Origin of the sequence: Kitasatospora sp. NPDC056076, from assembly GCF_042266305.1 — a bacterium.
In the GTDB taxonomy this organism is placed as follows: domain Bacteria; phylum Actinomycetota; class Actinomycetes; order Streptomycetales; family Streptomycetaceae; genus Kitasatospora.
The window spans coordinates 1-16,239 of the sequence record NZ_JBHJWG010000066.1 but is presented as its reverse complement, the minus strand read 5'-3'; the positions used below and the strand labels follow the sequence as shown (position 1 = coordinate 16,239).

At 72.3% G+C, this 16,239-nt stretch carries 12 protein-coding genes; 5 read left to right on the top strand and 7 right to left on the bottom strand.

The features are described 5' to 3' along the window. Positions 1–15: 15 nt before the first annotated feature. From ACFC1T_RS35185 to ACFC1T_RS35165, 5 genes are all read right to left on the bottom strand, one after another. On the bottom strand, positions 16–1,035 hold the full coding sequence (locus ACFC1T_RS35185; RefSeq protein ID WP_375895926.1) for a LacI family DNA-binding transcriptional regulator: 1,020 nt from the start codon (positions 1,033–1,035) through the stop codon (positions 16–18). A 25-nt stretch (positions 1,036–1,060) separates the two neighbouring features. Next, positions 1,061–2,776 (bottom strand): glycoside hydrolase family 13 protein, encoded by a 1,716-nt coding sequence (locus ACFC1T_RS35180; RefSeq protein ID WP_375895923.1) that lies wholly within the window; start codon positions 2,774–2,776, stop codon positions 1,061–1,063. Positions 2,777–2,831: 55 nt separating this feature from the next. Next, on the bottom strand, positions 2,832–3,737 hold the full coding sequence (locus ACFC1T_RS35175) for a sugar ABC transporter permease (RefSeq protein ID WP_375895921.1): 906 nt from the start codon (positions 3,735–3,737) through the stop codon (positions 2,832–2,834). A 76-nt stretch (positions 3,738–3,813) separates the two neighbouring features. After that, positions 3,814–4,815, bottom strand: coding sequence for a carbohydrate ABC transporter permease (locus ACFC1T_RS35170; protein WP_375895918.1), 1,002 nt, complete (start codon positions 4,813–4,815; stop codon positions 3,814–3,816). 110 nt (positions 4,816–4,925) lie between these two features. Continuing rightward, the gene (locus tag ACFC1T_RS35165) at positions 4,926–6,206 is read right to left on the bottom strand and encodes an extracellular solute-binding protein (protein ID WP_375895915.1); all 1,281 of its coding nucleotides are present in this window, start codon (positions 6,204–6,206) and stop codon (positions 4,926–4,928) included. A 308-nt stretch (positions 6,207–6,514) separates the two neighbouring features. Here ACFC1T_RS35165 and ACFC1T_RS35160 point away from each other — a divergent pair, with 308 nt between their 5' ends. Continuing rightward, positions 6,515–7,057, top strand: a complete 543-nt coding sequence (locus tag ACFC1T_RS35160; protein ID WP_375895913.1) for a GNAT family N-acetyltransferase — start codon at positions 6,515–6,517, stop codon at positions 7,055–7,057. Here the strand turns inward: ACFC1T_RS35160 and ACFC1T_RS35155 are convergent. Beyond that, complete coding sequence (locus ACFC1T_RS35155; RefSeq protein WP_375895910.1) at positions 7,050–8,126, bottom strand: aldose epimerase family protein; 1,077 nt, start codon at positions 8,124–8,126, stop codon at positions 7,050–7,052. The two genes, ACFC1T_RS35160 and ACFC1T_RS35155, sit on opposite strands and share 8 nt — an antisense overlap. A gap of 215 nt (positions 8,127–8,341) precedes the next feature. Beyond that, positions 8,342–11,353, bottom strand: coding sequence for an AAA family ATPase (locus tag ACFC1T_RS35150; RefSeq protein ID WP_375895908.1), 3,012 nt, complete (start codon positions 11,351–11,353; stop codon positions 8,342–8,344). A gap of 336 nt (positions 11,354–11,689) precedes the next feature. Between ACFC1T_RS35150 and ACFC1T_RS35145 the strand changes: the two genes are divergently transcribed. The 4 genes from ACFC1T_RS35145 to ACFC1T_RS35130 all read left to right on the top strand — a co-directional run bounded on the left by ACFC1T_RS35145 (position 11,690) and on the right by ACFC1T_RS35130 (position 16,089). Next, positions 11,690–12,637 (top strand): terpene cyclase, encoded by a 948-nt coding sequence (locus tag ACFC1T_RS35145; protein WP_375895905.1) that lies wholly within the window; start codon positions 11,690–11,692, stop codon positions 12,635–12,637. A 319-nt stretch (positions 12,638–12,956) separates the two neighbouring features. After that, positions 12,957–14,480 carry an aldehyde dehydrogenase family protein gene (locus ACFC1T_RS35140; protein ID WP_375895903.1) on the top strand — a complete coding sequence of 508 codons (1,524 nt, stop codon included), beginning with the start codon at positions 12,957–12,959 and terminating at the stop codon, positions 14,478–14,480. A gap of 300 nt (positions 14,481–14,780) precedes the next feature. After that, on the top strand, positions 14,781–15,524 hold the full coding sequence (locus ACFC1T_RS35135) for a helix-turn-helix domain-containing protein (RefSeq protein ID WP_375895900.1): 744 nt from the start codon (positions 14,781–14,783) through the stop codon (positions 15,522–15,524). 88 nt (positions 15,525–15,612) lie between these two features. Continuing rightward, positions 15,613–16,089, top strand: a complete 477-nt coding sequence (locus ACFC1T_RS35130) for a carboxymuconolactone decarboxylase family protein (protein WP_375895897.1) — start codon at positions 15,613–15,615, stop codon at positions 16,087–16,089. The last annotated feature ends 150 nt before the right edge of the window (positions 16,090–16,239 follow it).

Genomic DNA, 16,239 nt, shown 5'->3' with positions numbered 1-16,239 from the left:
CCGGACCACCCGTTCTCAGCGCGCGCAGGCCCCGGTGGACCCGCGCATCACCAGCTCCGGCTGGAACATGAACTCCCCGCGCTGGGCGGAGTTCCCGCCGACCTCCTCCAGCAGCGCGTCCACCGCCGCCGTCGCCATCGCCTCGACCGGCTGGCGGATGGTGGTCAACGGCGGCTCGGTGAAGGCGATCAGCGGCGAGTCGTCGAAGCCGACCACCGAGACGTCCTGCGGCACCGACAGCCCGCGCTGGCGCACCGCCCGGATCGCGCCGAGCGCCATCATGTCGCTGCCGCAGACGATCGCCGTGCAGCCCTTGTCGAGCAGGGCGCCGGCCGCCGCGTGCCCGCCCTCCACGCTGAACAGCGTGTGGTGGACGAGGTCCTCGGCCTCCTCCCGGCTGCGCCCGAGCACCTCGCGCATCGCCGCCGTGAAGCCCTCGATCTTGCGCAGCACCGGCACGTACCGCCGCTGCCCGACCGCCAGGCCGATCCGCTCGTGCCCGAGTTCGGCCAGGTGCTGGACGGCCATCCACATCGCGGAGCGGTCGTCCGGCGAGATGAACGGCGCCTCGATCTTCTCGCTGTAGCCGTTGATCAGCACGAACGGCACCCCGCGCCCGGACAGCCGGGCGTAGCGGTCGTGGTCGGCCGTGGAGTCGGCGTGCAGCCCGGAGACGAAGACGATGCCCGCCACCCCCCGGTCGACCAGCATCTCGACCAGTTCGTCCTCGGTGGACCCGCCGGGCGTCTGGGTGCACAGCACCGGGGTGAACCCGTGCCGGCTCAGCACCTGCTCGATCACCTGGGCCAGCGCGGGGAAGATCGGGTTGCTCAACTCCGGTGTGATCAGCCCGATCAGGCCCGCACTGCGCTGGCGCAGCCGGGTCGGCCGCTCGTAGCCGAGCACGTCGAGCGCCGCCAGGACGGTCTGCCTGGTGGCCGCGGAGACGTTCGCCTTGCCGTTGAGCACGCGGGAGACGGTGGCTTCGCTGACCCCCGCCTGCGCCGCGATGTCTGAGAGTCGCGCCGTAGTCACGGGCCCAGAGCCTATTGCACCCACGTCAGACCGCCCACCAGCCGGTGCTGTCCGGTGCGAGCACGGTCTCGCCGCCGTCCACCCCGAGTTCGGTCGAGGAGAGCAGCAGCCGGCCGGGGGCGGGTATCCGCACCGGCTCGCCGGTGGTGTTCACCGTGCAGAGGAAGGAGCCGCGCCGGAAGGCGAGGGTGCCCTCGGGGGCGTCCAGCCACTCGACCCCGGTGCCGGCGCCGAGGTCGGGCTGCGCCCGGCGCACGGCCAGCGCGCTGCGGTAGAGCTCCAGCGTGGAGGACGGGTCGCCGGTCTGCGCCTCGACGCTGAGCCCGGCCCACTCGGCGGGCTGCGGCAGCCAGGACGGCCCGCCGGCGGCCGGTCCGAAGCCGTACGGGGCCTCGGTGCCGGACCACGGGATCGGCACCCGGCAGCCGTCGCGGTAGCCGTCCTGGCCGGCCTGGCGGAAGAAGGACGGGTCCTGGCGGACCTCGTCGGGCAGGTCGGTGACGTCCGGCAGGCCGAGCTCCTCGCCCTGGTAGACGTACGCGGAGCCGGGCAGCGCGAGCATCAGCAGGGTGGCGGCGCGGGCGCGGCGCAGGCCGAGCGCGCGGTCGCCGGGGGTGCGGATCTGGGTGCCGAGGCCGGGCTCGTTGGCGAACCGGGTGGCGTGCCGGGTGACGTCGTGGTTGGACAGCACCCAGGTGGTGGGGGCGTCGACCGGGCGCATCGAGTCGAGCGAGAGGTCGATCACCTCGCGCAGCGCGGTGGCGTCCCAGCCGGTGCCCAGGTACTGGAAGTTGAAGGCCTGGTGCAGCTCGTCGGGGCGGACGTAGTTGGCGGTGCGCTGGACGGTCGGGGTCCAGGCCTCGGCGACGCCGATCCGCTGCCCCGGGTACTCGTCGAGGATCCGGCGCCAGCTGCGGTAGATCTCGTGCACGCCGTCCTGGTCGAAGAACGGCATGACGTCGTTGCCGAGCAGCTTGAGCTGGTCGGAGCCGCCGAGGTCGGGCAGGCCGGGGGCCTTGACCAGGCCGTGGGCGACGTCGATCCGGAAGCCGTCCACGCCCATGTCCAGCCAGAACCGCAGGATCGAGCGGAACTCGTCGGCGACGGCCGGGTTCTCCCAGTTGAAGTCGGGCTGCTCGGGGGCGAACAGGTGCAGGTACCAGTCGCCGGGGGTGCCGTCCGGGTCCTCGGTGCGGGTCCAGGCCGGGCCGCCGAAGATGGACTCCCAGTCGTTGGGCGGCAGTTCGCCGTCCTCCCCCTTGCCGGGGCGGAAGTGGTAGCGGTCACGCAGCGGGGAGCCGGGGCCCTCGCGCAGGGCGCGCTGGAACCACTCGTGCTGGTCCGAGGAGTGGTTGGGGACGAGGTCGACGATGATCCGCAGGCCGAGCAGGTGGGCGTCCCGGATCAGCGCGTCGGCGTCCAGCAGGGTGCCGAACATCGGGTCCACGGCGCGGTAGTCGGCGACGTCGTAGCCGGCGTCGGCCTGCGGCGAGGCGTAGAAGGGGGAGAGCCAGACGGCGTCCACGCCGAGGTCCCGCAGGTACGGCAGGCGGCTGCGGATGCCGGGCAGGTCGCCCATGCCGTCCCCGTTGGAGTCGGCGAAGCTGCGCGGGTACACCTGGTAGATGACCGCGTCCCGCCACCAGTCTCTGGACGCGCCGCCACGCACAGGAGCCGGGGCGGCCGCCTCGTGAGCGGTGTCGGCGGCAGGCCGGGAGGTGTCAGCCAGGTTCTGGGTCATGGACGGTATCCCTTGGGGATCGGAGGAGCGCTGGGAAGCAAGGGGCCTGGGAGCGTTACGACTTGGAGGCACCGGCGGTCAGGCCGGTGACCAGGTGGCGCTGCACCAGGTAGAAGAAGGCCGCGGAGGGGATCGCGATCAGCACGGCGGTGGCGGCCATCAGGTTCCACTGGGCGTCGTGCTCGCTGACGAAGCTCTGCAGGCCGACGGCCAGCGTGTACTTGTCCGAGCTGAGCATGAAGGTGGAGGCGAACGGCACCTCGGCCCAGTAGGTGAGGAAGGAGTAGAACGCGGCCACCGCCAGGCCCGGGCGGGCGAGCGGCAGCACCAGCCGCCAGAAGGTGCCGAACGGGCTGAGCCCGTCGACCCGGCCGGCCTCGTCGATCTCCACCGGGATGGTGTCGAAGTAGCCCTTCATCAGCCAGGCGCAGTACGGCACGGTGGTGGTGGAGTAGACCAGGATCAGCCCGGCGTAGCTGTCCAGCAGGTCGAGCGCGGAGAGCATGGTGTACATCGGCACGATCAGCACCGCGATCGGGAACATCTGGGTGACCAGCAGCGACCACATCAGCGGCTTGTGCCCGGGGAACTTCATCCGGGACACGGCGTACCCGGCGGTGGCGGCGAGCAGCACGCCGAACACCGTGGTCACCCCGGCGACCAGCAGGGAGTTGCCGAACCAGGTGAAGAAGTCGGTGTCGCCCAGCACCTTCTGGTAGTTCGACAGCGTGATCTTGCCGAAGATGTCACCGGGGTGGAGGTAGTCGTTCTTGTCCGGCCCGAGCGAGACGAAGAGGATCCACGCGATCGGGAACAGCGCGATCAGGCTGGCGAGGATCAGGACGCCGTGGGACAGCGCCTTGGACAGCGGGCTGCTCTCGCCGCGCGGCCGGAACTTCGCCGGGCGGGCGGCCGGGGCCGCGGCCGCCGCGGGGGCGGGGCGTTCGGTGGTGGTGCTCATCGGGTTACCTGCCTTCGTGGGTCAACTGGGTCCGGGGCCTGGGGGGGACGGGCCCCTAGGGCGTGTCAGACACGCCTTAGCCGTTGGCCTGCTCGTTGCGGGCGAGCCAGCGCCGGTAGAAGGCGGTGAAGACGATCAGGATGGACAGCAGGATCACGCCGTACGCGGCGGATCCGGCGTAGTCCCGGGGGATCTGGCCGAAGCCCAGGCGGTAGGCCCAGGTGACCAGCAGCTGGGCGTCCGGGGCGCCGTTGCCGAACAGCAGGAAGATGACGTTGAACTGGTTGAACGTCCAGATCACGCCGAGCAGCACGACGGTCGAGGACACGGAGCGCAGCCCGGGCAGGGTGATGTGGCGGAACTGCTGCCAGCGGGTGGCGCCGTCCATCTCGGCGGCCTCGTACAGCTCGGCCGGGATCGACTGGAGGCCGCCGAGCAGCGAGATCATCATGAACGGCACACCGGCCCAGGTGTTGACCAGGATCGCGGCCGCCTTCTGCGCCCACGGGTCGGTGAGCCAGCCGGGCTCGGGCAGGTGCAGCGTGGAGAGCACGGTGTTGACGACGCCGCCGTCGGAGAGCATCAGCCGCCAGGAGAAGACGGTGACGAAGGTCGGCACGGCCCACGGGAGGATCAGCAGCATCCGGTAGGCCGCGCGTCCGCGCAGCTTCTTGTTGAGCAGCACGGCCAGCCCGAGGCCGAGGGTGTAGTGCAGGCTGACGCAGACGGCCGTCCAGGCGATGGTCCACACGAAGTGGGACCAGAAGCGGTCGTACGAGCCGGGGCCCCAGAGGATGTCGGCGTAGTTGTGGAAGCCGACGTACTGGTAGCTGGCCGGGATCTCGTTGACGCCGATCTTGCGGGCGACGTTGAGGCTGTTGGCGTCCGTGAGGGTGAGCCAGACGCCTTCGACGAGCGGGTAGAACACCAGCACCGCGAGCACCAGCACCACCGGTGCGATCATCGCGTAGGCGTACCAGTGCTTGGCGTAGGAGCGCTTGAGGCGCTCCAGCGGACCCGGACGCTGATCGCGCTCCCGGCTGCCCTTGCCGGTGGCGCCCTGCACGGCGACTGACATCGTTTGCACCTTCTCGGGGGTTCTCGGGGAGGCCGGCGGCTCGGGGGAACCGACGGCCTCGGGGAGCCGACGGCCCGGCCCGCCGGGGTCGGCGGGCCGGGCTGCGGGGACTACTTGGCGAAGCCCGGCAGGAGCTTGGCGTAGTCCGTGGCCACGGTGTTCAGTGCGTCCTGGGTGCCGGTGCCCTGGACGGCCTTGCCGAGGTTGGTGCCGAGCGAGTCGAACAGCGAGCTGTACTCGGGCAGTTCGGGGCGCGGCTTGGCACTGCCGAGGATGGCCTGGAAGCCGGCGATGCCCGGGTCGGCCTTGACGTCGGCGGTGTAGGCGTCGGCGCGGGTCGGCAGGGTGGAGTTCTTCTGCGCGATGAAGGCCTGGCTCTCGGCCGAGGTCATGAAGGCGGCGAACTTCTCCGCGGCGGCCTTGTGGGCCTTGTCGGCACCGGCGTAGACGGCGATGTTGTGGCCGCCGGTGGGGGCGCCGGCCTTGCCGCTGGAGCCGGCCGGGACGGCGGCGATGCCGAGGTTCTTCTTGTCGGCGAACGCGGAGCCCTTGTAGATGTTGGTGATCTCCCAGGGGCCCTGGATGATCGCCGCGACCTTGCCGCTGTTGAAGGCGTCCATCATGTGGGCGTAGGCGTCGGTGGTGACGTCGGCCTTGGCGGTGCCGGGCGAGGTGAACATCGACTTGTAGGTCTCGATGCCCTTGACGGCCTCGGGCGAGGTGACGGTGATCTTCTTGGCGGCGGCGTCGACGGCGTCGGTGCCCTCGCCGAACAGGAACGGCATCGCGTAGTAGCCGTCCGCGGCCTTCATCCAGAAGCCGTCGACGCCCGCCTTGTCCTTGATGGCGGCGGCGTCGGTCTTGAGCTCGTCCCAGGTCTTGGGGGCGTCGGTGATGCCGGCCTTGGCGAAGAGGTCCTTGTTGTAGAGCAGGCCGAGGGTGTCGGTGACCAGCGGGACGCCGTACAGCTTGCCCCCGTAGCTGGCCTGCTGGATCAGGCTGGGCTGGAAGGCGGAGGTGTCGGCGGCGGCCGGGGTGCCGTCCAGCGGCTCCAGGAAGCCGGCCTTGGCGAAGGCGGCGGTCCAGCCGACCTCGGAGCGGAACACGTCGGGCGCGCCCTTGGCCCCCATGGCGGTCTGCAGCTTGTTCTGCGCCTGGTCGAACGGCACGTTGACGAAGTTGACCTTGATGTTCGGGTTGGCCGCCTCGAACTTCTTGGCCAGTTCCTGGTAGTTCGGAGCCTCGTTGGTGGCGTTCGACGTGTCCCAGTAGGTGAGGGTGACCGGGCCGTCGGCCTTCCCGTCGGAGCCGGAGCCGCCACTGCTGCCACAGGCAGCCATCGAGACCGCGAGGGCCACAACGAGGGCAGAGGCCGCGATGCCACGCCGCATGAGAACTCCTAGGAGGGTGGGGGTGCCCGAGATGTTCGGAGACAGGCGCATAATGGCTGCCTCGTGCCGACCGCACCGTTGCTGCCGTCGGGCTCGGGAAGGAAGTTAACAGCGGGGCAAGATCGACGGAAAGGTCTTGCAGCAAGTTTCTGCAAGAAGCCGCGATCGTTACATCCGCGTGTCCTGGACGTGGCCGCACGGTAGTGGACGGCGCGGCGCGATGTCCGCATCCGTCCGCTTCGTCCCAGCCCGGGTGACCGGTGCAGCCACCCTCCGTGGCCGGAAACCGCTTGCAGCAGACTGGACGCATGCGCATCAGAGCCGTCGAGAAGGACGAACTGCCCCTGCTGACCGAACTGGAGCGGGCCGCCGGAGCCCCGTTCGCGGAGATCGGGATGCCGGAGATCGCCGCGGACGAGCCCCCCGCCCCGGAGGAACTGGCCCCCTACCTGGAACACGGCACCGCCCTGGCCGCCGAGGCCCCCGACGGGACGATCGTCGGCTACCTGCTGGCCGAACCGGTGGACGGCGCACTCCACGTCGAACAGGTCTCGGTCCACCCCGGCCACGCCCGCCGGGGCATCGGACGGGCCCTGATCGAGCACCTCGCCGAGGGCACCGACGCCCCCGCGCTCACCCTGACCACCTTCGCGGACGTCCCCTGGAACGCCCCGTACTACGCCCGCTGCGGCTTCCGCCCGCTCGGCGAGGACGAGCTCACCCCGGGCCTGCGCCGGATCCGCCGACTGGAGGCCGAGCACGGCCTCGACCGCTGGCCCCGGCTCTGCATGCGCCGGGACCTCGACGGGCCCCGGCCGACCCCGGCCCCGCCCGGGCCGTCCGCTAGTTGACCCCGAGCCGCAGCACGGTGGTCGAGCGGAACTCCTCCCCCGGCCGCAGCACGGTGCTCGGGAACGCCGGGTGGTGCGGGGAGTCCGGGAAGTGCTGGGTCTCCAGCGCGATCCCGGCGAACGGCCCGTACGGCACCCCGCGCGCGCCGGTGACCGCGCCCTGGAACTTGTTCGCGGTGTAGACCTGGACGCCCGGCTCGGTGGTGAGCACCTCCAGGGTGCGGCCGCTGACCGGGTCCTCCAGCAGCGCCGCCCGCGCCGGGCCGCCGTCCGCCGGTCGGGCGCGCAGCACCCAGTTGTGGTCGTAGCCGCCCGGACCGGCCAGCTGCGGGTGCTCGTCGTGCACCGACTTGCCGATCGGGGTGGCCACGGTGAAGTCGAAGGGCGTCCCGGCCACCGGCTCGGTCCGCCCGTACGGGATCTGCCGCTCGTCGGCCGGGGTGTACTCGTCGGCGTCCAGGGTGAGCAGGTGGCCCAGGACGTCGCCGCCGCCCTCACCCGCAAGGTTGAAGTACGCGTGGTTGGTCAGGTTGACGACCGTCGGCCTGGTGGTGACGGCGTGGTAGTCGATCACCAGCTCGCCGCCCTCGCCCGGGGTGTGCGACAGGGTGTACGTGACGGTCACGTCCAGCGCGCCCGGGAAGCCCTGGTCGCCGTCCGGGCTGTGCAGCCGCAGCCGCACCCCGCCGTCGACCGGCTCGGCCGCCCACATCCGCTGGGCGAAGCCGTCCGGCCCGCCGTGGATGGTGACCCCGCCGCCGGTCGGGGCCAGCGGGTGGTCCTCGCCGTCGACGGTGACGACGGAGCCGTCGATCCGGTTGGCGTACCGGCCCACCACCGTGCCGTAGTGGCGGGCCGGGCCGAGGATCTGCGCCAGCTCGTCGGTGGAGAGCAGCAGTTGGGCCGGGCGGCCGGCCCGGTCCGGGGCGGTGAGGGTGTGCAGGGTGGCGCCGAGGTTGAGCACGCTCGCCTCGTACGGGCCGGAGGTCAGCGTCCAGCTCTGGATCGCCGCGCCCGCGCCCGAGCGGTCGAGGGGTTCGCGGCGCACACTGGTGGCCTCGCTCGCCATGGCCTGCTCCTCACTGGCGACGGCGCTGCCGCCTCCGCCCGGTGTCCCGATCCGTCCGGGGGGCGTCGCAGCGGCCCCCCGTGGTGCCCGTCAGCCTAGCGAGGGCGGCCCCGACGGGGGCGCTCCCACGCCACCGCGCGCCGCCCGGACGCCACCGGCCGCCGGGCACCGTACGCGCGCCGCCCGGACGCCCCCTGCCCCCCGCTACCGCCCCGCTACTCCCCCGGCTCCTGGCCCGGCTCCTGGCCCGGCTCCGGTCGCAGCCCGAGCGCCGAGGCCAGCCCGTCCGGCCCGGTGCCCGCCTTGCGGTAGACCGCCGCCAGCCGCCGGTTGACCAGGCTCAGGTGCACCCCGAGCCGCTCCGCGATCCGCTGCGGCGGCACGCCCTTGACGGCCAGGTCGGCGACGTCCCGCTCCGGCCCGCTGAGCGCCTCCAGCGTCTCCTGGAAGTCGTGCACCCCCAGCCGGTTGGGCCGCAGGCCGTAGTTGGCCAGCTCCCGCCGGGCCCGGTCGACCAGCCGCTCCGCCGAGCAGTGCTGGGCCAGTTCGATGCCCTGGTACAGGTACTCCTGGGCGTCCTCCAGCCGCCCGACCCGGCGCTGCGCCGCGCCGAGCTCGACCAGCGCGACGGCGTGCTCGTACCCGGCCGGGGACTGACCGAGGTGCTCCACGGCCTGCTCCAGCAGCTCCACCGCCTGCTGGCCGTCCGCGATCCGGGCCTGCAGCCGCAGCGCGCTGCCGATCGCCGAGGCGGTGCCGAACCTGCGGGCGTCGTCGACGGCCTTCTGGGCGTACTCACGGGCACGCTCCGGCTCGTCGGCCGAGATCGCGATGGCCAGGTGCCCGGCCCAGGGCGCCCAGACGGTGTTGTGCCAGCCGCGCACCTCCAGCTGCGACCTGGCCTCGGTGAGCGCGGCGGCCGCACCGGCGTGCCGCTTCTTGGCGACCAGCAGCTTGCCGTACAGCGAGGCCGCGTCCGGCAGCACCATGGCCGTCGCGTGGTACGGCGGGTGGAAGCCGAACTCGTTGGCCAGCTCCCAGGCCTCGTCGACCCGGCCGCGGGCGATCAGGGTGTCCACCAGCACGCCGACGGCGTCCCAGGCCAGCGGCAGCTTGGCACCGATCCGCTCGGAGATCCGGTAGGCCCGGCGCAGGAAGTCCTCGGCCTCGGCGAGCAGTCCGCGGCGGAACCGGGCCAGCCCCATCAGGAAGTACGCGAAGCCCCGGTGGGCGCCGCTCCAACCGGCCAGCTCGAACTGGATGATGGCGTCCGCGGCCAGCCGCTCGGCCTGGGCGATGCGGTCGTTGTAGATGTACGTGAGGCAGAGCATCGAGGGCAGTTCGAAGCCCCAGGTGGTGTCCGTCCAGCCGAGGCCCTTGGGCAGCCGGCCGCCGTCCAGGACCTCGTCGGCGAGCGCGAGCGCGTCGGTGGAGGGTTCGCCGCGCAGGGTGAGGTCCCAGGCGCGCATCACCAGCACGGCCCGGTCGGCGGCCTCCCGGCCGGCCAGGTTGAGGTAGAGCTGCTCCAGCCGACGGGAGCGTTCGGGCCCGTTCTCCTCGGCCTTGCGGAAGGCGTGCCACATGAACGAGGCCGCCTGGAGCCGCTGGCGCCGGACCGGGTCGGTGGTCTGCTCCGCCTCCTCCTGGCAGACCAGGGCGGCCTGGCCCAGCTCACCGCTGTGGGCGAGCACCTCGGAGAGCCGGAAGGTGGCGTCCACCCGCAGTTCGGGGCGCAGCGGCCCCTCGTCGGGGTCGAGGGCGAGCCTGAGCTGGTTGACGGTGGCGCCGGGGTCGGTGAGCAGCGCGGAGCAGCCGAGTTCGTACAGCACCTCGGCCTTGATGTCGTCGGCGGGCGGCTCGTTGAGCGCCCGGTGCAGGCAGCGCTGGGCGGCTTCGGGGGCGCCGATCAGCTGGTGCTCGACGGCGGCGCGGCGCAGCTTCTTGACGATCCGGTCGTCGCCCTCGCCGGAGTGGGTCTCGACCAGGTGGCGGGAGGCGGCGAGCAGGCCGAGTCCGGCGTTCTCGATCTCGACGGCGGCGATGCCGTGCATGCCGAGGCGGGTGGCCTCCGGCATGGTGTTGTAGATCGAGCTGGCGATCAGCGGGTGGACGAACTCGAGGTTGCCGTTGGGGGCCTGGGTGAGCACGCGCTGCTTGCGCAGTTGCTTGATGGACTCGCGGGCGCCCTCGCCGCTCTGGGTGGAGATCCGGGTGACCAGGTCGATCCGGATGTCGGTGCCGAGCATGGCGCAGGCCCAGGCGAAGCGCAGGGTGGCGGGGCCTAGCCGGTCCAGCCAGCTCTTGAGGGTCATCCCGGTGGCGTCGACGGCGAGTTCGCGCAGTTGCCGGGAGTTCTCCTCGACGGGTTCGAGCTCCTGGTCGCGGACCTGGTCGAGCAGGGCGACGGCCTCGAAGGGGTTGCCGTTGACGACGTTCCAGAACTCGTAGCAGAAGGCGTCCTCGGCCCGGTCGCCGAGTTCGGCGCGGATCATGTCGGAGACGGAGTTCAGGGTGAGCCGGCTGAGTTCGTGCTTGCGGCTCGCCAGGCCCAGGACGCCGCGGCGCAGTTCGTGGGTCTCGCCGAACCAGTCGTTCTCGTCCTCGCGGAAGGCGAACACCAGCAGGACGGGCAGTTCGCCGGAGCGGACGGCGAACTTGGCGAGCCAGGAGAGGGATTCGGCGTCCGCCCAGTGCAGGTCGTCGACGATCATCACCATCGGTGCGCGGCGCGGTGCGAGCTGGGTGAGGACGTAGTCGAGGCCGTCGCGGACGCCCTGGGGGTCGAGGCGGCGGGCGCCGGCCTTGGGCTGCTTGAGGCCCATGGCCGGTCCGACGACCTCCTCCCAGGTGCCCATGACCTGGCTGAACTCGTCGGCCTCCAGCCGGGTCAGGACGGGCTGGAGGAGCTGGCGGAGCACGTGGTAGGGCTCCTTGAACTGCCGTTCGCCGCCGCGGGCGAAGAGCACGGTGGCGCCCTCGCGCAGGCTGGCGATCCGTCGGACCTCGTGCAGCAGGCTGGTCTTGCCGATGCCGGGGCGGCCGGAGAAGGCGAGGAGTTCGCCGATCTCGGTGCCGCCGGCGGCGAACTCCCGGCAGAGCCGGTCGACGGCCGCTTCCACGGAGCGCAGTTCGGTGTCGCGGTCGCGCAGCCTGACCCGGGGCGCGGGGCCGTCCTCGTCCCGTTCGGAACCGGTTCCCGTCCGAAGTTCGTTGCCCTGATCGGTCACCGTCGCGCCTCCGCCTCACCCGCTCGCGGCCCCGCCCCGCCACGCGCGGGGAGCCGGCCCGTCACTACTGTTCGTGGAGCCGAGGTTAGCGCCGTGTAGGGCTCGCTGTGCGGCATTCGCGCAGGCTGGGGCGGACGGCGAGGGTTCGGACGGCTTGCCAAGGGCAATTGCCCTATATCCCTAACGTCCGATCATTACATCAGATACCCTACGGCCCGCGAGGCGCGGATGATCTTGCGCAATCACCCTCACCCCCCGCGCCCCGCCGCGTCAACTCCCCCCACACTCAGTGCTCGAACCACAAGCGCCCCCACCCACCGCTGCACCGGGAGTCCGATGTCTGACGACACCTCACTTCAGATCCCGTTCCCGCACCGCCGCAGTCCGCACGGCCCGTACGCCACCGCGGTGCACCGCGACTGGCTGGTCCGCCACCCGCTGCTCCCCGACGCCGACCACCCGGGCTACGCCCACTGGGAGGTGGTCGACCTCGCCGCGCTCGGCTACCCGGACGCCGGACCGGAGGAACTCGCCCTGGCGGCCGACCTGATGGGGTTCTACTTCCTCTTCGACGACCAGTTCGACGGCCCGCTCGGCCGCCGGCCGGCCGAGGTCGCCCCGATCTGCGAACGGCTGATCGCCGTCCTGCACGGCGCCCGCCCCGACCAGCGCTCCCCGGTCGAGACCGCCTTCGCCGACCTGTGGAGCCGCAGCGTGCGCGGCATGCCCGCCCGCTGGCAGGCCCGCGCCGCCTACAACTGGGAGTACTACTTCGCCAGTCACCCGGCCGAGGCGGCCGGCCGGATCTCCGCGCGCCCGCCCGACCGGGACGGCTACCTCGAACTCAGACGGGGAACGGCGGCGATGGAGACCATCTTCGACATGGTCGAACGACTCGGCCAGTTCGAGGTTCCCGCCTCCGTGCTGCACCACCCGGTCCTGCGTCAACTCCGCCAGCTGGCGGCCGACATACCGTCGCTCTCCAACGACGTGCGCTCGTTCCCGCTGGAGGCCCCGCGCGGCGACGTGAACAACCTGGTCATGATCGTCCAGCGCGAGCGCCACTGCTCGGCCGAGGAGGCCTGCGCCGCGGTGATGGCGGAGGCCCAGCTGATGGTCGAGCGCTGCGCCGAGCTGCACGGCCGACTGCCGGACGTGTACCGGGAGTTGGGCCTGTCCCGGATCGAGAGCGCGATCGCCCAGCGGTACGCCGACGGGCTGCTCACCTGGCTGGCCGGCTACCTGAGCTGGGAAGCCCGCACCGGCCGGTACCACGCGGTCTGACCCACCCCGGCCCGACGCCGTCCGGCTCCGCCCGGGCCCGTCCGAGGCGCGCCCGGGACCGCGCGCCGTCGGACGCGCCCCGCGCGCCCGGCCCGGAACGTCCGGAACCCCCACCGTCCGTACGAGCCGGTCGTACGGACCGTAGCCGCGCCGCGCGCCCGGCGGTTATCGTGCTCGTCGGCGGGCGCCCCGGCGGGGCGCCGGCCCGACTGCGTGTCCGCACCCTCCGCCGGACCGCCCCCGACCGGGCGGCGGTCCGGCGTGCCGCCCCCGGCCCGCTCGGCGCCGGGGCGCCCGACGTCGCGAGGAGACACAGAGCATGACGGTCTACCAGCCCCCCGGCGCGCCCGGCAGCATCGTCGCCTACCGCTCCCGGTACGACCACTGGATCGGCGGCGGTTGGACGCCCCCGGCGCGCGGCGAGTACTTCGACAACCCGACCCCGGTCACCGGCGAGGTCTTCACCGAGGTCGCCCGCGGCACCGCGGCGGACATCGAGGCCGCCCTGGACGCGGCCCACGCCGCCGCCCCGGCCTGGGGCCGCACCTCCCCGGCCGAGCGCGCCCGGGTGCTGCTGCGGATGGCCGACCGGATGGAGGCCAACCTGGAGCAGCTGGCGGTCGCGGAGAGCTGGGAGAACGGCAAGCCGGTCCGCGAGACGCTGGCCGCCGACCTCCCGCTCGCCGTCGACCACCTGCGCTACTTCGCCGGCGCGCTGCGGGCCCAGGAGGGCAGCCTCTCCCAGCTGGACGAGGACACCGTGGCGTACCACTTCCACGAGCCGCTCGGCGTGGTCGGCCAGATCATCCCGTGGAACTTCCCGATCCTGATGGCGGTCTGGAAGTTCGCCCCGGCGCTCGCGGCCGGCAACGCCGTGGTGCTCAAGCCGGCCGAGCAGACCCCGGCCTCGGTGCTGCTGCTCGCCGAGCTGACCGCCGACCTGGTGCCGCCGGGCGTGCTCAACATCGTCACCGGCTTCGGCGAGGAGGCCGGCGCCCCGCTGGCCGCCAGCCCCCGGGTCCGCAAGCTCGCCTTCACCGGCGAGACCAGCACCGGCCGGCTGATCGCCCGCGCCGCCGCGGACAACCTGATCCCGGCGACCCTGGAGCTCGGCGGCAAGAGCCCCAACCTGTTCTTCGCGGACGTCGCCGCCGACGACGACGCGTTCTACGACAAGGCCGTCGAGGGCTTCGCGATGTTCGCCCTCAACCAGGGCGAGGTCTGCACCTGCCCCAGCCGCGCGCTGATCGAGACCCCGGTCTACGAGCGGCTGCTCGGCGACGGCCTGGCCCGGGTGCGCGCCATGCGCCAGGGCAACCCGCTCGACACCGAGACCCAGGTCGGCGCGCAGGCCAGTGCCGAGCAGTTGAAGAAGATCCTCTCCTACTTCGAGATCGGCCAGGCGGAGGGCGCCAAGGTCCTGGTCGGCGGCGAACGCGCCGAGCTCGGCGGCGCGCTGGCCGGCGGGTACTACGTGACGCCGACGGTCTTCGAGGGCGTCAACAGCATGCGGGTCTTCCAGGAGGAGATCTTCGGCCCGGTGGTCTCGGTCACCCGCTTCGACGGCCTCGACCAGGGGGTCTCGCTCGCCAACGACACCCAGTACGGGCTGGGCGCGGGCGTGTGGACCCGCAACATCAACACCGCCCACCGGGCCGGGCGCGCCATCCAGGCGGGCCGGGTCTGGACGAACTGCTACCACGCCTACCCGGCCCACGCGGCCTTCGGCGGCTACAAGAACTCCGGCATCGGGCGGGAGACCCACAAGGCGCTGCTGGAGCACTACCAGCAGACCAAGAACCTGCTGGTCAGCTACTCCCCCGACGCGGTCGGCTTCTTCTAGACGAGAGTGGAGCGGGGGGGCCCCCCCCCCGGGCCCCCCCCCGGGGCCCGCCCCGCCGGCGCTGCGGGACCACTCTTGGCCCCTTGGTTTCTGACGTAGGAAAAGCTACGTTGCGTTCATCGTTCTGCTCATCGCATTGCGGCAAGAGAATCCTATTTTCGCAGGTAGGTTGCCAGGGATCAGCGCCAGAAGCCTGCGGGGAATGCAACGAGCCAGGGCCGCCTTTCGTTGCAATGGATTGACGGTGGACGCTATCGTGGACGGAGAGCGCAGAGACCATCGATCCCGAAGGAGGCCGCGATGCCGGGCGGCAGGCTCACCCAGCAGGAACGCCAGCAGATCGCGCTGGGACTGGCCGACGACCTCGCGTACGCGGAGATCGCCAGGCGCCTCGACCGGCCGACCTCGACCGTCACCCGCGAGGTGATGCGCAACGGCGGCCCCGCCACCTACCGCGCCGACCTCGCCCACCGCGCCACCGGACACCGCGCCCAGCGCCGGCGGCAGTCCGCGCCCCAGGGGCCGGGCGCCACCCCGCAGCCGCACGGCCGGGACGCCGAGGCGGTGCACGCGTACGAGGAGGTGTTCACCGCCGTCCTGATGCAGTCCGGCATGCCCCGGATGATGTCCCGGGTGCTGGCCTGCCTCTACCTCACCGACGCGGGCAGCCTCACCGCCGCCGAGCTGGTCGAGCGCCTCCAGGTCAGCCCGGCGACCATCTCCAAGTCGATCGCCTTCCTGGAGAGCCAGGGCATGGTGACCCGGGAGCGAGACGAGCGGCGCCGCGAGCGCTACTTCGTGGACGACGACATCTGGTACCGCTCGATGATGGTCAGCGCCCAGGCCACCGCCCAGCTCGTCGACACCGCCCGGCAGGGCGTCGGCATCCTCGGCGGCGGGACCCCGGCGGGCAACCGGCTGGAGAACATCGCCCGCTTCCTGGACTTCGTCTCCGAGTCGATCGCCCGCGCCGCCGAACAGGGCCGCGAGGTGCTGCACGCGAAGCCGCTGGGCGGGGAGGACGCGGAGGGCGCGGAGGTGTGACGGGGGTCACCGCCAGGCGTGTCACACGGCGCCCGGCCACCTTGTCCAAGAGAACGACAAGGAAGCGCCGAACCCGAGGGAGCACACCGTGGAAGCCCGACTGAACCCCTTCGCCAACCCGGTCATGACCAAGGTCTACAAGCACCTGATCGCCGCGAACCAGCCGATCGCCGACTCGACGCTGCCGTACGCGACCCAGGAGCTGGTGCGGCTGCGGGCCAGCCAGATCAACGGCTGCGGGTTCTGCGTCGACATGCACTTCAAGGACGCCGTGCACGCGGGGGAGGAGGCGACCAGGCTGAACCTGGTGGCGGTCTGGCGCGAGGCCACCGTCTTCACCGACGCCGAGCGGGCCGCCCTGGAGCTGGCCGAGCAGGGCAGCCGGCTCGCCGACGGGGGCGGGGTGACGGACGAGGCGTGGGCCAACGCGGCGAAGCACTACGACGAGGAGCAGCTCGCGGCGCTGGTCTGCGTCATCGCGCTGATCAACGCCTTCAACCGGGGCAACGTCATGATCCGCCAGCCCGCCGGGGACTACCGGCCGGGCCAGTTCGCCCAGCACTGAGCCGAGAGTGCGTGAGCGGTCGGGCGGCACCCCGTCCGGCCGCCCGCCGCCGCCCGCCGCCGCCCGCCGCAGTTCGCCGCAGTTCGCCGCCGCCCGCCGCCGCCCGCCGCACGGATCATAACAACAGCTGAGGGTGCCGACCTGTACGGG

What these genes read in the sequence shown, in the direction of transcription:
- ACFC1T_RS35180 (WP_375895923.1), bottom strand. Translation starts at nt 2,776, where the DNA reads ATGACCCAGAACCTGGCTGACACCTCCCGGCCTGCCGCCGACACCGCT.
- ACFC1T_RS35175 (WP_375895921.1), bottom strand. Translation starts at nt 3,737, where the DNA reads ATGAGCACCACCACCGAACGCCCCGCCCCCGCGGCGGCCGCGGCCCCG.
- ACFC1T_RS35170 (WP_375895918.1), bottom strand. Translation starts at nt 4,815, where the DNA reads ATGTCAGTCGCCGTGCAGGGCGCCACCGGCAAGGGCAGCCGGGAGCGC.
- ACFC1T_RS35165 (WP_375895915.1), bottom strand. Translation starts at nt 6,206, where the DNA reads ATGCGGCGTGGCATCGCGGCCTCTGCCCTCGTTGTGGCCCTCGCGGTC.
- ACFC1T_RS35160 (WP_375895913.1), top strand. Translation starts at nt 6,515, where the DNA reads ATGCGCATCAGAGCCGTCGAGAAGGACGAACTGCCCCTGCTGACCGAA.
- ACFC1T_RS35155 (WP_375895910.1), bottom strand. Translation starts at nt 8,126, where the DNA reads ATGGCGAGCGAGGCCACCAGTGTGCGCCGCGAACCCCTCGACCGCTCG.
- ACFC1T_RS35145 (WP_375895905.1), top strand. Translation starts at nt 11,690, where the DNA reads ATGTCTGACGACACCTCACTTCAGATCCCGTTCCCGCACCGCCGCAGT.
- ACFC1T_RS35140 (WP_375895903.1), top strand. Translation starts at nt 12,957, where the DNA reads ATGACGGTCTACCAGCCCCCCGGCGCGCCCGGCAGCATCGTCGCCTAC.
- ACFC1T_RS35135 (WP_375895900.1), top strand. Translation starts at nt 14,781, where the DNA reads ATGCCGGGCGGCAGGCTCACCCAGCAGGAACGCCAGCAGATCGCGCTG.